Here is a 17,487-nt window from a genome sequence, read left to right as displayed (position 1 = left end):
CCTGATGCGCGTACTCCTCGCCGGCGGCGGCTCCGCCGGCCACACCTCGCCCCTGCTCGCCACCGCCGACGCCCTGCGCCGCCTGGACCCCGCGACCGAGGTCACCTGTCTCGGCACCCGCGAGGGCCTGGAGGCGCGACTGGTCCCGGAGGCCGGTCTGCCGCTCGAGATCGTGCCCCGGGTGCCGCTGCCGCGCCGTCCCGGCCCCGACCTGCTGCGTACGCCGACCCGCCTGCGCGCCGCACGTGCCGCGGCCCTCGCGGTGGTCGACCGGGTGCGGCCCGACGTCGTCGTCGGCTTCGGCGGCTACGTGTCGGTCCCGGCGTACCTCGCCGCGCGCCGGCGGGGGGTGCCGATCGTGGTCCACGAGGGCAACGCCATCCCCGGCGTCGCCAACCGGCTGGGCGCGCGGATGACCCGGCACGTCGCCACCAGCTTCCCGGGCACCGCGCTGCCGCACGCGGTGTGCACCGGCCTGCCGGTCCGCCGGCTGATCTCCACGATGGACCGCGCGGCGCTGCGCGAGGAGGCGCTGTCGGCGTTCGGCCTGCGCGACGACCTGCCGACGCTCCTCGTCACGGGCGGCTCGCAGGGCGCCGCGCGCATCAACGCCGCCGTCTCGGGCGCCGCGCCCGCGCTCGCGGCAGCCGGCGTGCAGGTGCTGCACGTCGTGGGTCCCAAGCACGACCTCGACGTCGCCTCCGGCGAGGTGCCCTACGTCGTGCGCCGCTACGTCGACCGCATGGACCTGGCCTACGCCGCGGCCGACGCGGTGCTGTGCCGATCGGGCAGCAACACCGTCACCGAGGTCTCCGGGGTCGGCCTGCCGGCCGTCTACGTGCCGCTGCCGATCGGCAACGGCGAGCAGGCGCTCAACGCGCGCCCGGTCGTCAACGCCGGCGGCGGCCTGCTGGTCTCCGACGAGGCGCTGACCGCCGAGTGGGTCGCGGCGAGCGTGCCCGGGCTGCTGACCGACGCGGCGCGGCTGCGCGAGATGGGCGCGGCCGCCCGGGGCGTCATCCCGCTCGACGCCGACGAGAAGCTCGCGCGGATGGTCCTCGACGCCGGCGCCGCGAGCGGGGGTCCGGGCCGGTGAGGATCCCCGTCCCGGGCGAGGTCCTGCCCGCCGCAGAGCTCGGCCGGGTGCACTGCGTCGGCATCGGCGGCGCCGGGATCTCGGCGATCGCGCGCATCATGGCGAAGCGGGGCGTCGCCGTGACGGGCAGCGACGACCACGACACCCCGTTCCTGCCCGCCCTGCGCGAGCTCGGCGTGACCTGCCACCTCGGCTACGACGCCGCGCACGTCGGGGACGCCGACACCCTCGTCGTCACGACCGCGGCGCGCGAGGACAACCCGGAGGTGCTCGAGGCGCGGCGCCGGGGGCTGCGCATCCTCCCGCGCTCGGCGGGCCTGGCCGCTGTCATGGCTGGCTCGCGGGTCCTGGCCGTCGCGGGCACCCACGGCAAGACGACGACGACCGGGCTGCTCACCTCGGCGCTGCTCGCGGCCGGCGTCGACCCGTCGTACGCCGTGGGCGGGGTCCTGACGGCGACGGGCCGCAACGCCGACGCGGGCGCGGACGACCTCTTCGTCGCCGAGGCCGACGAGAGCGACGGGGCGTTCCTCCACTACCGCCCGTTCGCGGCGATCGTCACCAACGTCGAGGCCGACCACCTCGACAACTGGGGCACCGAGGAGGCCTACCGCCGGGCCTTCGAGGAGTTCGTCGGCACCGTCGACCGGTCGGGCTTCCTCGTCTGCGTGGTCGACGACCCGGGCGCTGCCGACCTCGCCGACCGGGCGCGGGCACGCGGCCTCGACGTGGTGACGGTGGGGGAGTCGCCCGGCGCCGACCTCCGCATCCACGACCTGGCCCTCGAGGGCACCACCTCCAGCTGCCGGGTGTCCCAGGACGGTGCCGACCTCGGCGTGCTGCGGCTGCGCATCCCCGGGCGCCACTACGTCCTCGACGCCGTCGCCGCGCTCGCCATGGGGCTGCGGCTGGGGCTCCCGTTCCAGGCACTGGCCGAGGGCCTCGGCGGGTTCACCGGCACCGGTCGCCGGATGGAGCTCAAGGGTGAGGCCGCGGGGGTCCGCGTCTACGACTCCTACGCCCACCACCCGGTGGAGATCCGCGGCGACCTCGAGGCCGCACGCGCCCTCGCCGGGGACGGTCGCGTGGTCGCCGCCTTCCAACCGCACCTCGTCTCCCGCACCCGCATCTTCGGGGAGGCCATGGGCGTCGAGCTGGGCGCGGCCGACGAGGTCGTCGTGCTCGACGTCTACGTCGCCCGCGAGGACCCCGACCCCGACGTGACCGGCCGCCTCGTCGCCGACGCCGTCCCGCTCCCGGCACAGCACGTGACCTACGTCGACGGCCTCGGCGCCGCGGCGCAGGCGCTCGCCCAGCGTGCCCGGCCCGGCGACCTCGTGATCACCCTCGGCGCGGGAGACGTCACGAGCGTCGGGCCGCAGGTGCTCGGGCTGCTCGGAGGTGCGTGAGTGCAGCAGGTGGAGCAGCAGGTGCAGGAGCAGCAGGACCGCGCAGCGCTGCGCACCCGCCGCCGCTTCGCGCGGCGGCAGTGGGCGCGGCGCTGGCTGTCCCTCCGCTACGTCGTGGCCCTGCTCCTCGTCCTCGCCGTCCTCGGTGCGTCGGTGCACCTCGTCTTCTTCTCCGCGCTCCTGCAGGTCAAGAAGGTCGAGGTCGTGGGCAACGAGCAGCTGAGCGACACCCGCATCCGCGAGATCGCCGACGTCCCTCTCGGCGACCAGCTCGCGCTGGTCGACCTCGGCCGTGCCGACGACCGGGTGGGCTCGCTCGCCGAGGTGGAGTCGGTCGACGTCTCGCGCACCTGGCCCGACGCCGTGCGGATCGCGGTCGTCGAGCGCACCGCCGTCGCGGTCGTCGAGCTGGCCGGGCGGCTCCGGGGGCTCGACCCCGACGGCGTCGTGTTCCGGGAGTACGACAAGGTGCCGCCGGGCATGCCGCGGATCCGGCCCGGCGCGGCGGCGGGCACCGACGCGCTGCGGGAGGCCGCCACGGTGGTCTCCGCCCTGCCCCGGGACCTCGTCACCCGCGTGGACCACGTCGAGGTGGCGACGGTCGACCAGATCACCCTGGTCCTGCGCGACCGGCGACAGGTGCTCTGGGGGAGTGCGGAGGAGTCCGCGCTCAAGGCCGAGGTGGTCGACAAGCTCCTGGCAGCCCAGGAGGCGCCGTACTACGACGTCAGCGTGCCGGGGAATCCCACCTACCGGCCCTGAACGCGGCGTGTCGGCCCGGGTTCGGGACGCACGCCTGCCTATGGTCGTGCGAAAGGCGAGGTTGACATAACTATAACCCTCAGGCTCACGGTTAGGGTTCCGTGAGGCCCGGGGGTCGCACGACGGATCGACCCGTCCACCCAGAACTCGCATCCCCTTCACGAAAGGCCCCGGAGCCGTGGCAGCAGCGCAGAACTACCTGGCGATCATCAAGGTCGTGGGCATCGGTGGCGGTGGCGTCAACGCCGTCAACCGGATGATCGAGGTCGGACTCAAGGGCGTGGAGTTCATCGCGATCAACACCGACGCCCAGGCACTCCTCATGAGCGACGCCGACGTCAAGCTCGACATCGGGCGGGAGCTCACCCGGGGCCTCGGCGCGGGGGCGAACCCCGAGGTGGGCGCCAAGGCCGCCGAGGACCACGCCGACGAGATCGAGGAGGTCCTCAAGGGGGCCGACATGGTCTTCGTGACCGCTGGCGAGGGCGGCGGCACCGGCACCGGCGGCGCCCCCGTCGTGGCGCGCATCGCCCGCTCGCTCGGCGCCCTGACCATCGGCGTGGTGACCCGCCCGTTCGCCTTCGAGGGCCGGCGGCGCGCGAACTCCGCGGAGGAGGGCATCAGCCAGCTCCGCGAGGAGGTCGACACCCTCATCGTGATCCCCAACGACCGGCTGCTGTCGATCTCCGACCGCAACGTGTCGATCCTCGACGCCTTCAAGCAGGCCGACCAGGTGCTGCTGCAGGGTGTCTCCGGCATCACCGACCTGATCACCACCCCCGGGCTGATCAACCTCGACTTCGCCGACGTCAAGTCCGTGATGGCCAACGCCGGCTCGGCGCTCATGGGCATCGGCTCGGCGCGCGGTGAGGACCGGGCGGTGGCCGCCGCGGAGATGGCCGTCTCCAGCCCGCTGCTCGAGGCGAGCATCGAGGGCGCGCACGGCGTGCTGCTCTCCATCGCCGGCGGCTCCGACCTCGGCCTCTTCGAGATCAACGAGGCCGCCGCGCTGGTGTCGCAGGCCGCGCACGCCGAGGCCAACATCATCTTCGGTGCGACCATCGACGACGCCCTCGGCGACGAGGTGCGCGTGACCGTGATCGCCGCCGGCTTCGACGGGGGCATGCCCAAGCGCCGCCAGGAGGGCGCGGTCCTGCGCCCGCAGCCGGTGCAGGCGCAGGAGCAGGCCCGGGTGCCGGCGCAGCAGGTCGCGACCCGGGCCGCGGCGCCCGCCGCGGCCCCTGCCGGCACGTCGGGCGCGGCGCCGACGCCGGCACAGCCGGCGCGCGTGCAGTCCGCGACCCCCGCTCAGGCGCAGCAGCCGACCACCCCGTCGGCACCGGCCCGCCCGGCCCGGCAGGTGCAGTTCGAGGACGACGACCTCGACGTGCCCGACTTCTTGAAGTGAGCTGACCGCGACCGTGCCGCTCCTGCACCACCGTGACCGGATCGGAGGCGACCTCGTGATCGAGGTCGCCTTCACCGACGTGTCCCTCAGCCTCGGCGACGCCGCCGGCGACGACGTGCGCGCTGCCGCGCTGGCGCAGGTGGCCGGCGCGACAGGGGCCACGCCGGTGCTGATGCGGCAGGTCCACGGGGCCGACGTGGAGGTCGTCGACGACCGGCGCACGAGCGCGACGGGCTGCGACGCGATGATCACCGCGCGGCCCGGCGTGGCGCTGCTCGCCCGGGCCGCCGACTGCGTGCCCGTGCTCCTGGCGGACCCGGCCACCGGCTGGATCGCCGCGGCGCACAGCGGGCGACCGGGGCTCGCCGCCGGCGTCGTCCCCGCCGCCGTCACGGCCCTGCGCGAGCACGGCGCCGACCCGAGCGTGGCCTGGCTCGGCCCGCACGTGTGCGGCGCGTGCTACGAGGTCCCCGCCGCCCTGCGCGACGAGGTCGTCGCCGTGGTGCCGGAGGCGAGCTCCACCACGTCGTGGGGCACGCCCGCGCTCGACCTCGGTGCAGGCGTGCGCGCCCAGCTCGCGTCCTGCGGCGTCACCGACGTGCGCGGCGTCGACGCCTGCACCCGCGAGGACCCGGCGTGGCCGTCCTACCGCCGCGACGGCGCCGAGGCCACCCGCTTCGCCGGCGTCATCTGGAGCCACCGGTGACCGGGCGACGCGCTGACGAGGTCGCGGCGAACCTCGACGCCGTGCGTGGCCGCATCCGTGCTGCGTGCGCGGAGGCCGGTCGGCCCGAGGACGACGTCGCGCTGGTGGTGGTCACCAAGTTCTTCCCCGCCTCCGACGTCCGGCTGCTCGCCGACCTCGGCGTGACCGACGTGGGGGAGAACCGGCACCAGGAGGCCCAGACCAAGGCCGCCGAGTGCGCCGACCTCCGCCTCCGGTGGCACTTCATCGGGGGGCTCCAGTCCAACAAGGCCGCAGCAGTGGCGTCGTACGCCGACGTGGTGGAGTCGCTCGACCGCCCCAAGCTGGTCGGCCCCCTGTCGCGCGGTGCCCACGCCCGCACCGGCCCGCCGGGCACCGGGGTCGACGTGCTGCTGCAGGTCAGCCTCGACCCGCCCGGCGCCACGCACCGGTCGGGTGCCGATCCTGCCGACCTCGACGAGCTCGCCCGGCTGGTGGCCGGCGCCGACGCGCTGCGGCTGCGCGGGCTGATGGCGGTCGCACCCCTCGGCGAGGACCCCGCGACCGCCTTCGCGCGGCTCGCCGATGTCCGCGCCGACTTCCTGCGCGAGCACCCCGACGCCACCGTGCTGTCGGCCGGCATGAGCGGCGACCTCGAGGCGGCGATCGCCCACGGCGCGACACACGTGCGTGTCGGCTCCGCGGTCCTCGGTCCGAGGCCTGCGGTCCAGTAATGTCCACAACAGTCAACAGGTGTCCCGCACGGGGCGCCAGGTCTAGCGGAGGAACAGTCTCATGAGCGGCGCGATGCGCAGGATCGGCGAGTACCTCGGCCTGCTCGAGGACACCGGCCACTACGACGACTACGAGAGCGACGCCGAGACCACGACCCACGACGCCGTCGACCAGCGTCCGGTCGCGCGCGAGCGCCGCCCAGCCCCGGTGTCCGACCTTGCGGAGCGCCGACGTCCGGCCCCGGTCCAGACAGGAGTCGTGGCCGAGTTGAGCCGCATCACCACCCTCCACCCCCGCAACTACAACGAGGCCCGCCTGGTCGGGGAGAACTACCGCGACGGCACCCCCGTGATCATGAACCTCAGCGAGATGGACGACAACGACGCCAAGCGCCTCGTCGACTTCGCCGCCGGGCTCATCTTCGCCACCCGCGGCTCCATCGAGCGCGTCACCAACAAGGTGTTCCTGCTCTCGCCGCCCAACGTGGCGGTGTCCGCGGAGGACAAGGAGCGCATCGCCGAGGACGGCTTCTTCAACCAGAGCTGACAGATACTCGACTCGTGCAAGCCTTCGGTCAGATCCTCTACATCATCCTGCTCGTCTTCATCGGGCTGCTGTGGATCCGGTTCATCGTGGACTGGGTCCAGGTCTTCGCGCGCCAGTGGGAGCCCCGCGGGGCGCTCCTCGTCGCCCTCGAGGGGGTGTACAGCACGACGGACCCGCCGATCGTGGCGCTCCGCCGCGTCGTGCCCCCGCTGCGCATCGGCTCGGTGGCGCTCGACCTGAGCTTCCTGCTCGTCATGGTGGCGGCCTGGTTGCTGCTCAACGTGGTCGTGACCATCTTCGGGCTCTGAACCATCCGTCACACGGGTCACTGTGCCCTGTGGCGTCCCGGGCGCTATTGTCTCCTGACAGCAGAGCCACCGTGAATCGATCGTGGAAAGTTTGGGTGAGGTCATGCCGCTGACGCCTGAGGACGTGAGCAACAAGCGCTTTACGCCTGTCCGTCTCCGTGAGGGCTACGACATGGGCGAGGTGGACCAGTTCCTCGACGAGGTCGAGGCCGAGCTCGCCCGGCTCACCCGGGAGAACGACGAGCTGCGGGCCAAGCTGTCCGCGGCCCAGGCCGGTGGCTCCTCCGCACCTGCTCCCGCGGCGTCGTTCGCGCCCACGCCGGAGCCCGAGCCCGAGCCCGAGCCGGAGCCGGCCCCCGCGCCGGTCGCGGCCGCCGCGCCGGTGCAGACGATGCGCGTGGAGACCGTCGCCGACGCCTCCAACGCCGCGGCCCGCCTGCTCGAGATCGCGACGCGCAACGCCGACGAGCTCGTCGAGGAGGCCAAGAACGAGGCCGACCGCATCGTCGGCGCCGCCCGCACCAAGGCCGAGCGCCTCGAGGCCGAGTCGAAGACGAAGGCCGACCGCATGGAGGCCGACGCCCGCCAGCGTGCGCAGATGCTCGACTCCGAGACCGCCGAGCGGCGCCAGCAGATGTTCGGCGACCTGGAGAAGGAGCGCGACAAGCTCAACAGCGACGTCGAGACCCTCCGCCAGTTCGAGCGCGAGTACCGCAGCCGCCTGAAGACGTACTTCACGCAGCAGCTCGAGGCGCTCTCCGCCGGCAGCGAGACCCAGGCCCCGGTCGACAGCGGCACGGCGCCCAAGCGCCTGCGCTCCGTCCTCGGCGACGACGAGGGCTGAGCCTCCAGCGCACACGTCCGCACGCGAGAACGGCCGCCCTTCGGGGTGGTCGTTCTCGCATTTGCGCGGCCGCGTTGTTGGCTGGCCCCCCGGCAGCGGATACCCTCCCTGCCACCGTGTGGTTCCCACCACACCCGAAGCAGCTGGAGGCCCTCGGAGATGGCTGGCAGTACGCGCAAGTCACTGGCGGGCACCGCTGCGGCGGCCGCGAAGCGGGTGGTCGGTCAGGGCCCGGCCACGGATGCCCCCGCCGAGGAGGGCCCGGCCTCCTCCGCGCCGCCGAAGTCAGCGGCCGAGAAGTCAGCGGCCGAGAAGTCAGCGGCCAAGAAGGCTCCGGCGAAGAAGGCGGCGGCGAAGACCCCCGCGAAGTCCAGCGCGAAGACCACCGCGCCTACCGAGAAGGCAGCTCCCGTGACGAAGGCTGTTCCGACCCCCGCCACCAAGGCCACGCCGACGAAGAAGGTCCGCAAGGCCACCCCCTCCACGCTCGTGGTCCTCGACGGGGAGTCCGCCTGGACCCGCGGCGAGCTCAACGAGGTCGTGAAGGAGCTCACCGAGCACCAGGAACGGCTCACCGCGATCGTCGGCCGGTCGGCCGAGGAGCTCGCCGGGCTGATGCGCGACGCCGGTGACGGCGCCGGCCTCGACCAGGCCGACGTCGGTGCCACCAGCTTCGAGCGCGACCACGAGCTCACCGTGCTGGCCAAGGAGCGCGAGGCGCTGGCCCAGATCGAGCGGGCGCTGTCGCACATCGACGACGGCACCTACGGCGTCTGCGACTCGTGCGGCAACGCCATCGGCAAGAATCGGTTGATGGCGGTGCCCCATGCCACACTGTGCATGTCATGCAAGCAGCGCGAGGAGCGTCGCTGAAGCCCAGCGACCCGGCCGATGCCCCACCGGCTCGTCGTCGTCCCGGCGCGCGGCTGGTCTTCGCGTGCGTGGCGCTGCTGGCCTACGCCCTCGACCTCGGCACCAAGCAGTGGGCGCTCTCCGCGCTCGCCGACGGTGACGTCCCGGTCCTCGGCGACTGGTTCACCCTGCACCTGACCTTCAACCCGGGTGCGGCGTTCAGCACCGGCACCGACTTCACCATCGTGTTCACCTGCCTGGCGATGGTGGCCGTCGTGGTGGTGCTGTGGCTGAGCCGCCGGCTGGCGAGCACGGGCTGGGCCCTGGCGCTCGGCATCCTCCTCGGTGGCGTGGGCGGCAACCTCACGGACCGCATCGTGCGGCCGCCGGAGCCGTTCCACGGCCACGTCGTCGACTTCCTCATGCTGCCCAGCTGGCCGGTCTTCAACGTCGCCGACGTCTGCATCAACGTCGCCGCCGGGCTCATCATCCTCCAGACGTTCCGGGGCATCGCCCTCGACGGTACCCGCGAGTCCGACGCGGAGCCCGATCCCCAGCCGGGGTCGCGGGCGTGAGCACGCACGCCGACCAGCGCACGGTCTTCGTGCCCGACGGCCTCGCGGGTGAGCGGGTCGACGCCGCGATGGCGCGGATGTTCGGCCTCTCGCGCACGCGGGCGGCCGACCTCATCTCCCAGGGACTGGTGCAGGTCGACGGCGCCGACGTCGGCAAGAGCGACCGGGTCGACGCCGGCGCGATGCTCGACGTCACCATCCCGGTCGAGAGCGACCCGCTCGAGGTGGTCCCCGAGCTCGTCGAGGGCATCCGGATCATCCACGACGACGACGCCATCGTGGTGATCGACAAGCCGGTCGGCGTCGCCGTGCACCCCTCGCCGGGCTGGACTGGCCCCACCGTCGTGGGCCACCTCGCCGGAGCCGGCTTCCGGATCTCCACCAGCGGCGCCAGCGAGCGACAGGGGATCGTGCAGCGCCTCGACGTCGGCACCAGCGGCGTCATGGTGATCTGCAAGTCCGAGCACGCCTACTCCGTGCTGAAGAACGCGTTCCGCCACCGCACCGTCGACAAGACCTACCACGCGCTGGTGCAGGGGCACCCCGACCCGCTCGCCGGCACCGTCGACGCGCCGATCGGCCGTCATCCCCACCACGACTACAAGTTCGCGGTCATGGCCGACGGCCGGCACAGCGTCACGCACTACGAGACGCTGGAGGCCCACCGGTTCGCCAGCCTGCTCGAGGTCCACCTCGAGACCGGTCGCACCCACCAGATCCGGGTGCACATGAGCGCGCTGAAGCACCCGTGCGTCGGCGACCTCACCTACGGCGCCGACCCGAGGCTCGCCGAGCGGGTCGGGCTCCAGCGCCAGTGGCTGCACGCGGTGCGGCTCGGCTTCGAGCACCCCGAGTCCGGTGACTACGTCACCTACGAGTCCACCTACCCCGACGACCTCGCGCACGCGCTCGACGTCATCCGCGATGAGCACTGAGCTCACGCTCCGCCCGGTCACCGTCGACGACCTGCCGGCCGTGGCCGACCTGCACCTCGCCGCGCGCCGCGGCGCCGCCGACGCCTTCCCGCCGCCGGTGCACCCCGACCACGAGGCGCGGGCCTGGGTCGCGGGCTGGGACCTGGCGTCGTACGACGTCTGGCTGGCCGAGCGCGACGGCGAGCCGGCCGGCTACGCCCGCTGGACGGCGACGTGGCTCGACGACCTCTACGTCCACCCCGACCACCAGGGCCAGGGCGTGGGGACCGCCCTGTTCGAGCTCGTGGCGTCGACCCGTCCCGACGGGTTCTGCCTGTGGGTCTTCGAGTCGAACGAGCCCGCCCGTGCGTTCTACCGCCGGCACGGCTGCGTCGAGCTCGAGCGGATGGACGGGTCGGCCAACGAGGAGCGGGCGCCGGACATCCGCGTCGCGTGGCCCGGCGCCGACCCGCTGGCCTTCCTGCGCGGGCTGATCGACGAGACCGACCTGGTGCTGGGCGACGTGCTCGCGCGTCGTACCGCGCTGACCCGGGTGGTGCAGGGGGTCAAGCCGTCCCTCGAGCGTGACCCGGACCGCGAGGCGGAGATCGTCGAGCGGGTGGCCGCGGTGGTGCCGGAGCTCGGCCCGGAGCGGGTGGCCCGCATCGTCGACGTCATCATCACCGAGTCGCTCGACGCCGCGCGCTGACCCTCGCCCCGGCGTGGGACGACCGGCCGCGCCCGGGTGGGCGCGACCGGTCGTCGGTGCTGTGTCGGCCGAGGCGTGACGGGGTGTGACGAGGCGTGACGGTCAGCGGTCGGTCACCAGCCGACCAGGCCGCCCTGCCACTCGACGAGGTCGACGAGCTTGGCGACCAGGGTGTCGTCCTGCAGGCCGTGCGCCTTGCCCCTGGCCTTCTTGAGGATGTGCGCCGCAGCCGCGTGGTCACCGGCCTCGGCGGCCTCCTCCGCCGCGGCGAGGTGGTCGGCCACGTCGGCGCTCAGCTTGGCGTTGCGGTTGCCGCCGTCAGCGAGGTCGGCGGTGATCTCCTCGACCTCCGGGAAGGTCACGCAGTTGCCGCCGCCCTCGACGACGCCGGCGGTCCACTCGATGCCGCCGAGGAGGTGGTCGAGGAACAGCGGGTCGCTGTAGGACGAGTCCACGTGGCCGGCCCCCTCGTACCAGGAGCGGCCGCCCTCGAAGTTGTGGCACCACGCGATCGGGTGGTCGGCGCCCATGGCGCCGTTGCCCGGGTTGTAGGTCGACTCGTCCAGGGTCAGCAGGACGTGCACGTCCTCGCGCGGGTTGGACGTGAAGTTGTACCACTCGTCGAAGCGCACCCACTTCTTCGGCAGCATGGTGGTCGAGGGGTGGTGGGGGCTCTCCACCACCATCGTCGCGGTCTGCTGGGCCGGGTGGTTGCGGAACCGGGCCGAGCCGCCGGTCAGCTGGCTGAACCACGGGACGGCGTGCATCTCGTCCGTGGCGGCGTGGAGGCCCACGAAGCCCCCGCCCTGTCGGATGTAGCCCTTGAAGGCGGCCAGCTCGGCGTCGTCCAGGGTGCGCGGCCGGTTCGGGTCCTGGTTGTTGGTGCCGTCCACGGGGGAGGCGAACATGATCGTGGCGTACTTCGACAGCGCCTCGGTGCTGGTGAAGGGCGTCGTCGCCATGGTCAGCGCGGGCTGGCCGGGAGAGCGTCCGATCGGCGGGTCCCACACGTCGACGGTGAAGCCGTGCTCCTTGCCCAGCTCGATGACCGCGTTGGTGGTGTCGTCGATGTGGGAGTGGCGGAAGCCGAGCGTCTTGCCGACGACCAGCACCTTGTACGGCTGGGCCGCCTCGGCGGGGCCGACGGCGGCCCTGTCGGAGTCGGCTCCGGCGGAGGCGTAGGTCGCTCCCGTGAGGAGCAGGGCGCCGGCGGCGAGGCCGGTGGTGATCAGGCTGAGCGGTTTCCTCATGGTTCCGTCCTTCTCTGCGGTGGGGTTTGTTTGTTGGGAACCCAAACTAATGCCGGTAGGAGAACGGTATGTGACACATGTCACGACGGTCAACGCCCCTGGTCGGCTGTCGCACCGCGCCTCGCTGGGGCCCCTGGGTCACGAGATGATGGGCAGGTGCTGCTCTACGACGACGTGGTGACCGAGTACCGCGACTTCGCCACCTACGCGGCCGGCGACTCGCCCTGCTTCGAGGAGTGGGCGCTCGGCGTCGCCGAGGACGAGGAGGTGGTGGCCTGGCTCGGCACGCTGCCGCCGCTCAAGCGGCAGCCCAACCTCGTCCTCGCCGCGGCGCGGTGGCACGGTGCGCCCGCCCCGGGCCCGTACGCCGGCCTCCGCCGGGTGCTGCTCGAGCGCGAGCCCGACGTGCGGGCGACCATCATGACCCGCGCCACCCAGACCAACGAGGTGGGCCGGCTGGCCACGCTGACGCCGGTGCTGGCGCTCCTGCCGGGGCCGCTGGCGCTGGTCGAGGTGGGCGCCAGCGCCGGGCTGTGCCTGTACCCCGACCGCTACGACTACGCCTGGCGCGGCGCCGGCGAGCTGCGGGGGAGCGGCGGTCCGGTGCTCCGCGCCGACGCCGGCGGTCCGCTGCCGGTGCCCTCGGCACATCCCGACGTGGCCTGGCGCGGCGGCGTCGACCTCAACCCCCTCGAGGTGGCCGACGCCGACGCCATGGCGTGGCTGGAGAACCTGGTGTGGCCGGAGCAGGACGAGCGGCGCGCACGCCTGCGGGCGGCCGTCGAGGTCACGCGTCGGGAACCGCCGGTGCTGCGCCGCGGTGACCTGTTCGACCACCTGCCCGGCCTGCTCGACGAGGCCGCCGCCCACGGCACGCCCGTGGTGTTCCACTCGGCGGTGGTCGCCTACCTCGAGGTGCCGCAGCGCCGCAGGTTCCACGAGCTCATGGGCGACCTGGTGGCGGCGGGTCGCTGCCGGTGGATCAGCAACGAGGGGCCGCAGGTCCTGCCCGAGGTGACCGGCTCCCTCGAGGTGCCGCCGGGCCGCTTCGTCACCGCGCTGGACGGGGTGCCCACGGCCCTGAGCCACGGCCACGGGCACGCCGTCGACTGGGTGTGAAGCGGACCCCCGTCGCGGTCCGTGTCCTGTCGGTGGGGCCCGGCACACTGACGTAGGCTTGCGGCTCTTCCCCCTTCGCGCTGCACAGCCAGCACGTCCCCAGCACGACCCCGTCAGCGACTCCTGAAAGGCGCGGAAGTCTCCTCCATGTCGGCCGGCTCCTCCACCAGTTCCGCGGACAGCTTCGTGCACCTGCACGTGCACACCGAGTACTCCATGCTCGACGGGGCGTCGCTGCTCGACGGCCTCTTCGCCCGCACCAGCGACCTGGGCATGCCGGCCATCGCGATGACCGACCACGGCAACCTGCACGGGGCGTACGACTTCTGGAGCAAGGCCCGCCGGCACGGCGTGAAGCCGATCATCGGCATCGAGGCCTACATCACCCCCGGCACCCAGCGCGGCGAGCGCCGCCGCGTGCGGTGGGGGCAGGGCGACCTCGCCGAGGAGGGCGGCAACGACGTCGCCGGCGGCGGCGCCTACACCCACATGACCATGTGGGCCGAGAGCACCGAGGGCATGCACAACCTGTTCCGGCTGTCCTCGCGCTCGAGCATGGAGGGCTACTTCTACAAGCCGCGGATGGACAAGGAGATCCTCGCCGAGCACAGCAAGGGGCTGATCGTCAGCACCGGCTGCCCGAGCGGCGCGGTCCAGACCCGCCTGCGACTCGGTCAGTACGACGAGGCGGTCCGCGAGGCCGGCGAGCTCCAGGAGATCTTCGGCCGCGACAACGTGTTCCTCGAGCTGATGGACCACGGCATCGACATCGAGAAGCGGGTCCGTGACGACCTCCTGCGCCTCGGCAAGCAGATGGGCATCCCGCCCGTCGCGACCAACGACTCCCACTACAACAACCCCGAGGACGCCGCCGCCCACGACGCGCTCATCTGCGTCGCGTCGGGCAAGCGGCTCTCCGACACCAACCGCCTGAAGTTCGACGGCGGCGGCTACTACATCAAGTCCGCGGCGGAGATGCGCGCGCTGTGGGCCGACCGGTTCGGCATGCCGGAGGCGTGCGACAACACCCTCGCGATCGCCGAGCGCTGCGAGGTGGAGTTCACCGAGTCCACCGGTGGCTACATGGCCCGCGCCGACGTCCCCGAGGGGGAGACCGAGGAGAGCTGGTTCCGCAAGGAGGTGTGGCGCGGCATCGAGGCGCGCTACCCCGGCGAGCGCACGACGCAGGAGGTCCGCGACCGCGTCGAGATGGAGCTCGCGGTCATCACGCAGAAGGGCTACTGCGGCTACTACCTCGTGGTCGCCGACTTCATCAACTGGGCCAAGGACAACGGCATCCGCGTCGGACCCGGTCGTGGGTCGGGAGCGGGCTCGATCGCCGCCTACGCCCTGCGCATCACCGACCTGTGCCCGCTCGAGCACGGCCTGTTCTTCGAGCGCTTCCTCAATCCCGAGCGCCCCTCGATGCCCGACTTCGACATCGACTTCGACGACGCGCGCCGCGGCGAGGTCATCCACTACGTCAGCCAGAAGTACGGCGCCGAGCGCGTCGCCCAGATCGCGACCTTCGGCCGGCTCAAGGCCAAGGCCGCCATCAAGGACGCCGCGCGGGTGCTCGACCACGGCTTCGCCATCTCCGACCGGATCACGAAGGCGCTGCCGGCCGACGTGATGGGCAAGGGCGTCCCGCTCAAGGAGATCTTCAACGCCCAGCACAAGCGCTACAACGACGGCGGCGAGTTCCGCGCCCTGCACGAGCAGGACCCCGACGTCCGCACCATCTACGAGACGGCGCTCGGCCTCGAGGGGCAGATCCGCAACTGGGGCGTCCACGCCGCCGGCGTGATCATGTCGAGCGAGCCGCTCATCGACATCGTGCCGATCATGGCCCGCCCCCAGGACGGGGCGATCATCACGCAGTTCGACTACCCGATGTGCGAGTCGCTCGGGCTGGTCAAGATGGACTTCCTCGGCCTGTCCAACCTGCGCATCCTCGAGGACGCGCTGGCCAACATCAAGGTCAACCGCGACCTCGACGTCGTGCTCGAAGACCTGCCGTTCGACGACCGGCCGACCTACGAGCTGATGGGCCGCGGCGACACGCTGGGCGTGTTCCAGCTCGACGGCTCGGGCATGCGCGCGCTGCTGCGGTCGATGCAGCCCGACCAGTTCGCCGACATCACCGCCGTCAGCGCCCTCTACCGACCCGGACCGATGGGCGCCGACTCGCACAACAAGTACGCCCGCCGCAAGAACGGCCGGGAGCCGATCGAGCCCATCCACCCCGCGCTCGCCGAGGCGCTCGAGCCGGTGCTGGGGGAGACCTACGGCCTGATCGTCTACCAGGAGCAGGTCATGGCGATCGCGCAGGTGCTCGCCGGCTTCACCCTCGGAGCCGCCGACAACCTGCGCCGCGCGATGGGCAAGAAGAAGAAGGAGGAGCTCGACAAGCAGTACGCCGGCTTCCAGTCCGGCATGCTCGAGCGGGGCTTCCCCCAGCAGGCGATCGACAAGCTGTGGGAGATCCTGCTCCCGTTCTCCGACTACGCGTTCAACAAGTCGCACTCCGCGGCCTACGGCGTCATCACCTACTGGACCGCCTACCTCAAGGCCAACTACCCCACGGAGTACATGGCCGCGCTCCTCACCTCGGTGAAGGACGACAAGGACAAGATGGCGATCTACCTCAACGAGTGTCGCCGCATGAAGATCCAGGTGCTGCCGCCCGACGTCAACGAGTCCCACGCCGACTTCACCCCGGTCGGCAACGACATCCGCTTCGGGCTCACCGCGGTGCGCAACGTCGGCGGCAACGTCGTCGACGGCATCGTCGCGGCCCGCGAGGAGAAGGGGCGCTACGTCGACTTCAACGACTTCATGGAGAAGGTCCCGGCGTTGGTCTGCAACAAGCGCGTGGTGGAGTCGCTGATCAAGGCCGGCGCCTTCGACGACATGAAGCACAAGCGCCGTGCGCTCGCTGCCGTCCACGAGACTGCCGTGGACCAGTTCGTCGACCTCAAGAAGAACGAGGCGATCGGCCAGGACTCCCTCTTCGGCGGCCTCGGCGACGACGACGCCGGCTTCGGGGTGAGCGTGGCCATCCCCGACATCGACGACTGGGACAAGCTCACCCTGCTCGGCCACGAGCGCGAGATGCTCGGCCTCTACGTCTCCGACCACCCGCTGCTCGGCCTCGAGCACGTGCTCTCCCAGGGCACCGACTGCACCATCGGCCAGCTCATGCTCGACGAGGAGCGCGCCCACAACTCGACGCTCACCGTCAGCGGCCTCATCACCTCCGTGCAGCGCAAGATCACCAAGCGCGGCGACCCGTGGGCCACGATCACCCTCGAGGACCTCGACGGCGCGATCGACGTGCTGCTGTTCCCGAGCGCCTACACGCTCGCCTCGACGCTGCTCGTCGAGGACAACATCGTCCGGATCAAGGGCCAGCTGTCCCGCGACAAGGACCAGCCCGAGCTGCGCGCCCAGGAGGTCACGGCGCCCGACCTCACGCAGGGCCCGACGGGCCCGGTCGTCATCAGCCTGCCGTCCACCCGGTGCACGCCGCCGGTGGTGGCCCAGCTGCGCGACGTCCTCGGCACCCACCCCGGCATGACCGAGGTGCAGCTGCGCCTGCTGACCCGGAGCTCGACGAAGGTGCTGCGGCTCGACGACAACCTCAGGGTCAGCCCCAGCCCCGCCCTCTTCGCCGACCTCAAGCAGCTGCTCGGGCCCGGGTGCCTGACCGGATGAGCGAGCTGTCCGACCGGGGGGCCGCGCCCGGCCCTCGCGCCCCGCTCGGTCGCGTGCTGTCGGTCCTCGTGCTGTTCCTCGGTGGCGGCGCCGCGGCCGGGGTGCTGTGGGAGTGGCTGTGGGAGCCCCCGTCCGGACTGGTCTACGAAGGCCGCTGGTACCTCGAGCCCGCCGGTCCCGACGTCTCTTTCGAGGGTGTCGCTCTGTTCGTGCTGATCGCGTTCCCGCTCGGTCTGGTGCTCGCGGTGCTCGCGGGGATGTGGCGCGGCCACGAGAGCGCGACGCTGGTCTCGGTCCTCGCCGGCGCCTGTCTGGCGGCGGTGGTGATGTACGCCGTCGGCAACGCGCTCGGCCCGGAGGACCCCCAGGCGCTGGCCGCCGCGCTGTCCGACTACACCGCGCTCGACGCCCGCCTCGGGCTCACCGCGCCCGACCCCGGCCGGGTGCCGTGGCACTCGCCCGCGCTGGTCGCGCTGCCGGCCGGAGCGATGACAGGTCTGGTCGTGACGTACCTGTGCGGAACGGGGTTCGTCCGGCGCTCGCGTGGGTAGGCTGAGC

At 72.5% G+C, this 17,487-nt stretch carries 17 protein-coding genes; 16 read left to right on the top strand and 1 reads right to left on the bottom strand.

The genetic code is table 11. The features are described 5' to 3' along the window. Positions 1-4 precede the first annotated feature (4 nt). The 13 genes from murG to J3P38_RS01290 all read left to right on the top strand — a co-directional run bounded on the left by murG (position 5) and on the right by J3P38_RS01290 (position 10,843). Entirely contained in the window at positions 5-1,096 is a 1,092-nt protein-coding gene (gene murG / locus J3P38_RS01350) for an undecaprenyldiphospho-muramoylpentapeptide beta-N-acetylglucosaminyltransferase (RefSeq protein WP_210502460.1), read from the top strand. Beyond that, positions 1,093-2,505: a UDP-N-acetylmuramate--L-alanine ligase gene (gene murC, locus J3P38_RS01345; RefSeq protein WP_210502459.1), complete on the top strand. Its 1,413-nt coding sequence runs from the start codon at positions 1,093-1,095 to the stop codon at positions 2,503-2,505. Before murG ends, murC begins: the two co-directional genes overlap by 4 nt. After that, positions 2,506-3,267 (top strand): cell division protein FtsQ/DivIB, encoded by a 762-nt coding sequence (locus J3P38_RS01340; RefSeq protein WP_307807635.1) that lies wholly within the window; start codon positions 2,506-2,508, stop codon positions 3,265-3,267. A gap of 178 nt (positions 3,268-3,445) precedes the next feature. Continuing rightward, positions 3,446-4,675: a cell division protein FtsZ gene (gene ftsZ / locus J3P38_RS01335; protein WP_210502458.1), complete on the top strand. Its 1,230-nt coding sequence runs from the start codon at positions 3,446-3,448 to the stop codon at positions 4,673-4,675. 13 nt (positions 4,676-4,688) lie between these two features. Next, the gene (gene pgeF / locus J3P38_RS01330; RefSeq protein ID WP_210502457.1) at positions 4,689-5,381 is read left to right on the top strand and encodes a peptidoglycan editing factor PgeF; all 693 of its coding nucleotides are present in this window, start codon (positions 4,689-4,691) and stop codon (positions 5,379-5,381) included. Further along, complete coding sequence (locus tag J3P38_RS01325) at positions 5,378-6,094, top strand: YggS family pyridoxal phosphate-dependent enzyme (protein ID WP_210502456.1); 717 nt, start codon at positions 5,378-5,380, stop codon at positions 6,092-6,094. Before pgeF ends, J3P38_RS01325 begins: the two co-directional genes overlap by 4 nt. A gap of 61 nt (positions 6,095-6,155) precedes the next feature. Beyond that, positions 6,156-6,641 (top strand): cell division protein SepF, encoded by a 486-nt coding sequence (locus J3P38_RS01320; protein WP_210438020.1) that lies wholly within the window; start codon positions 6,156-6,158, stop codon positions 6,639-6,641. 14 nt (positions 6,642-6,655) lie between these two features. Next, a complete protein-coding gene (locus J3P38_RS01315) occupies positions 6,656-6,949 on the top strand; it encodes a YggT family protein (protein ID WP_210438012.1) in 294 nt (97 codons plus the stop codon). A 103-nt stretch (positions 6,950-7,052) separates the two neighbouring features. Beyond that, positions 7,053-7,793, top strand: a complete 741-nt coding sequence (locus tag J3P38_RS01310; protein ID WP_210438010.1) for a DivIVA domain-containing protein — start codon at positions 7,053-7,055, stop codon at positions 7,791-7,793. 159 nt (positions 7,794-7,952) lie between these two features. Continuing rightward, on the top strand, positions 7,953-8,666 hold the full coding sequence (locus J3P38_RS01305) for a TraR/DksA family transcriptional regulator (RefSeq protein ID WP_210502455.1): 714 nt from the start codon (positions 7,953-7,955) through the stop codon (positions 8,664-8,666). Beyond that, positions 8,639-9,220, top strand: coding sequence for a signal peptidase II (gene lspA, locus J3P38_RS01300; RefSeq protein ID WP_210502454.1), 582 nt, complete (start codon positions 8,639-8,641; stop codon positions 9,218-9,220). The genes J3P38_RS01305 and lspA overlap by 28 nt, the downstream gene beginning before the upstream one ends. Next, on the top strand, positions 9,217-10,155 hold the full coding sequence (locus J3P38_RS01295; protein ID WP_210438006.1) for an RluA family pseudouridine synthase: 939 nt from the start codon (positions 9,217-9,219) through the stop codon (positions 10,153-10,155). The genes lspA and J3P38_RS01295 overlap by 4 nt, the downstream gene beginning before the upstream one ends. Then, entirely contained in the window at positions 10,145-10,843 is a 699-nt protein-coding gene (locus J3P38_RS01290; protein WP_210502453.1) for a GNAT family N-acetyltransferase, read from the top strand. Before J3P38_RS01295 ends, J3P38_RS01290 begins: the two co-directional genes overlap by 11 nt. A 113-nt stretch (positions 10,844-10,956) precedes the next feature. On the opposite strand, the gene J3P38_RS01285 is transcribed toward J3P38_RS01290, so the two are convergent. Further along, positions 10,957-12,093, bottom strand: coding sequence for a ThuA domain-containing protein (locus J3P38_RS01285; RefSeq protein ID WP_210502452.1), 1,137 nt, complete (start codon positions 12,091-12,093; stop codon positions 10,957-10,959). 156 nt (positions 12,094-12,249) lie between these two features. Between J3P38_RS01285 and J3P38_RS01280 the strand changes: the two genes are divergently transcribed. The 3 genes from J3P38_RS01280 (at position 12,250) to J3P38_RS01270 (ending at position 17,480) form a co-directional block, all read left to right on the top strand. Further along, complete coding sequence (locus J3P38_RS01280; RefSeq protein WP_210502451.1) at positions 12,250-13,212, top strand: DUF2332 domain-containing protein; 963 nt, start codon at positions 12,250-12,252, stop codon at positions 13,210-13,212. Positions 13,213-13,359: 147 nt separating this feature from the next. Next, positions 13,360-16,929, top strand: a complete 3,570-nt coding sequence (gene dnaE / locus J3P38_RS01275) for a DNA polymerase III subunit alpha (RefSeq protein WP_210502450.1) — start codon at positions 13,360-13,362, stop codon at positions 16,927-16,929. Next, positions 16,926-17,480 carry a hypothetical protein gene (locus J3P38_RS01270; protein WP_210502449.1) on the top strand — a complete coding sequence of 185 codons (555 nt, stop codon included), beginning with the start codon at positions 16,926-16,928 and terminating at the stop codon, positions 17,478-17,480. Before dnaE ends, J3P38_RS01270 begins: the two co-directional genes overlap by 4 nt. The last annotated feature ends 7 nt before the right edge of the window (positions 17,481-17,487 follow it).

The organism is Nocardioides xinjiangensis (assembly GCF_017916455.1).
Lineage (GTDB): Bacteria > Actinomycetota > Actinomycetes > Propionibacteriales > Nocardioidaceae > Nocardioides > Nocardioides xinjiangensis.
The sequence above is the reverse complement of the archived record's forward strand: the minus strand, read 5'-3'. Positions and strand labels throughout refer to the sequence as shown.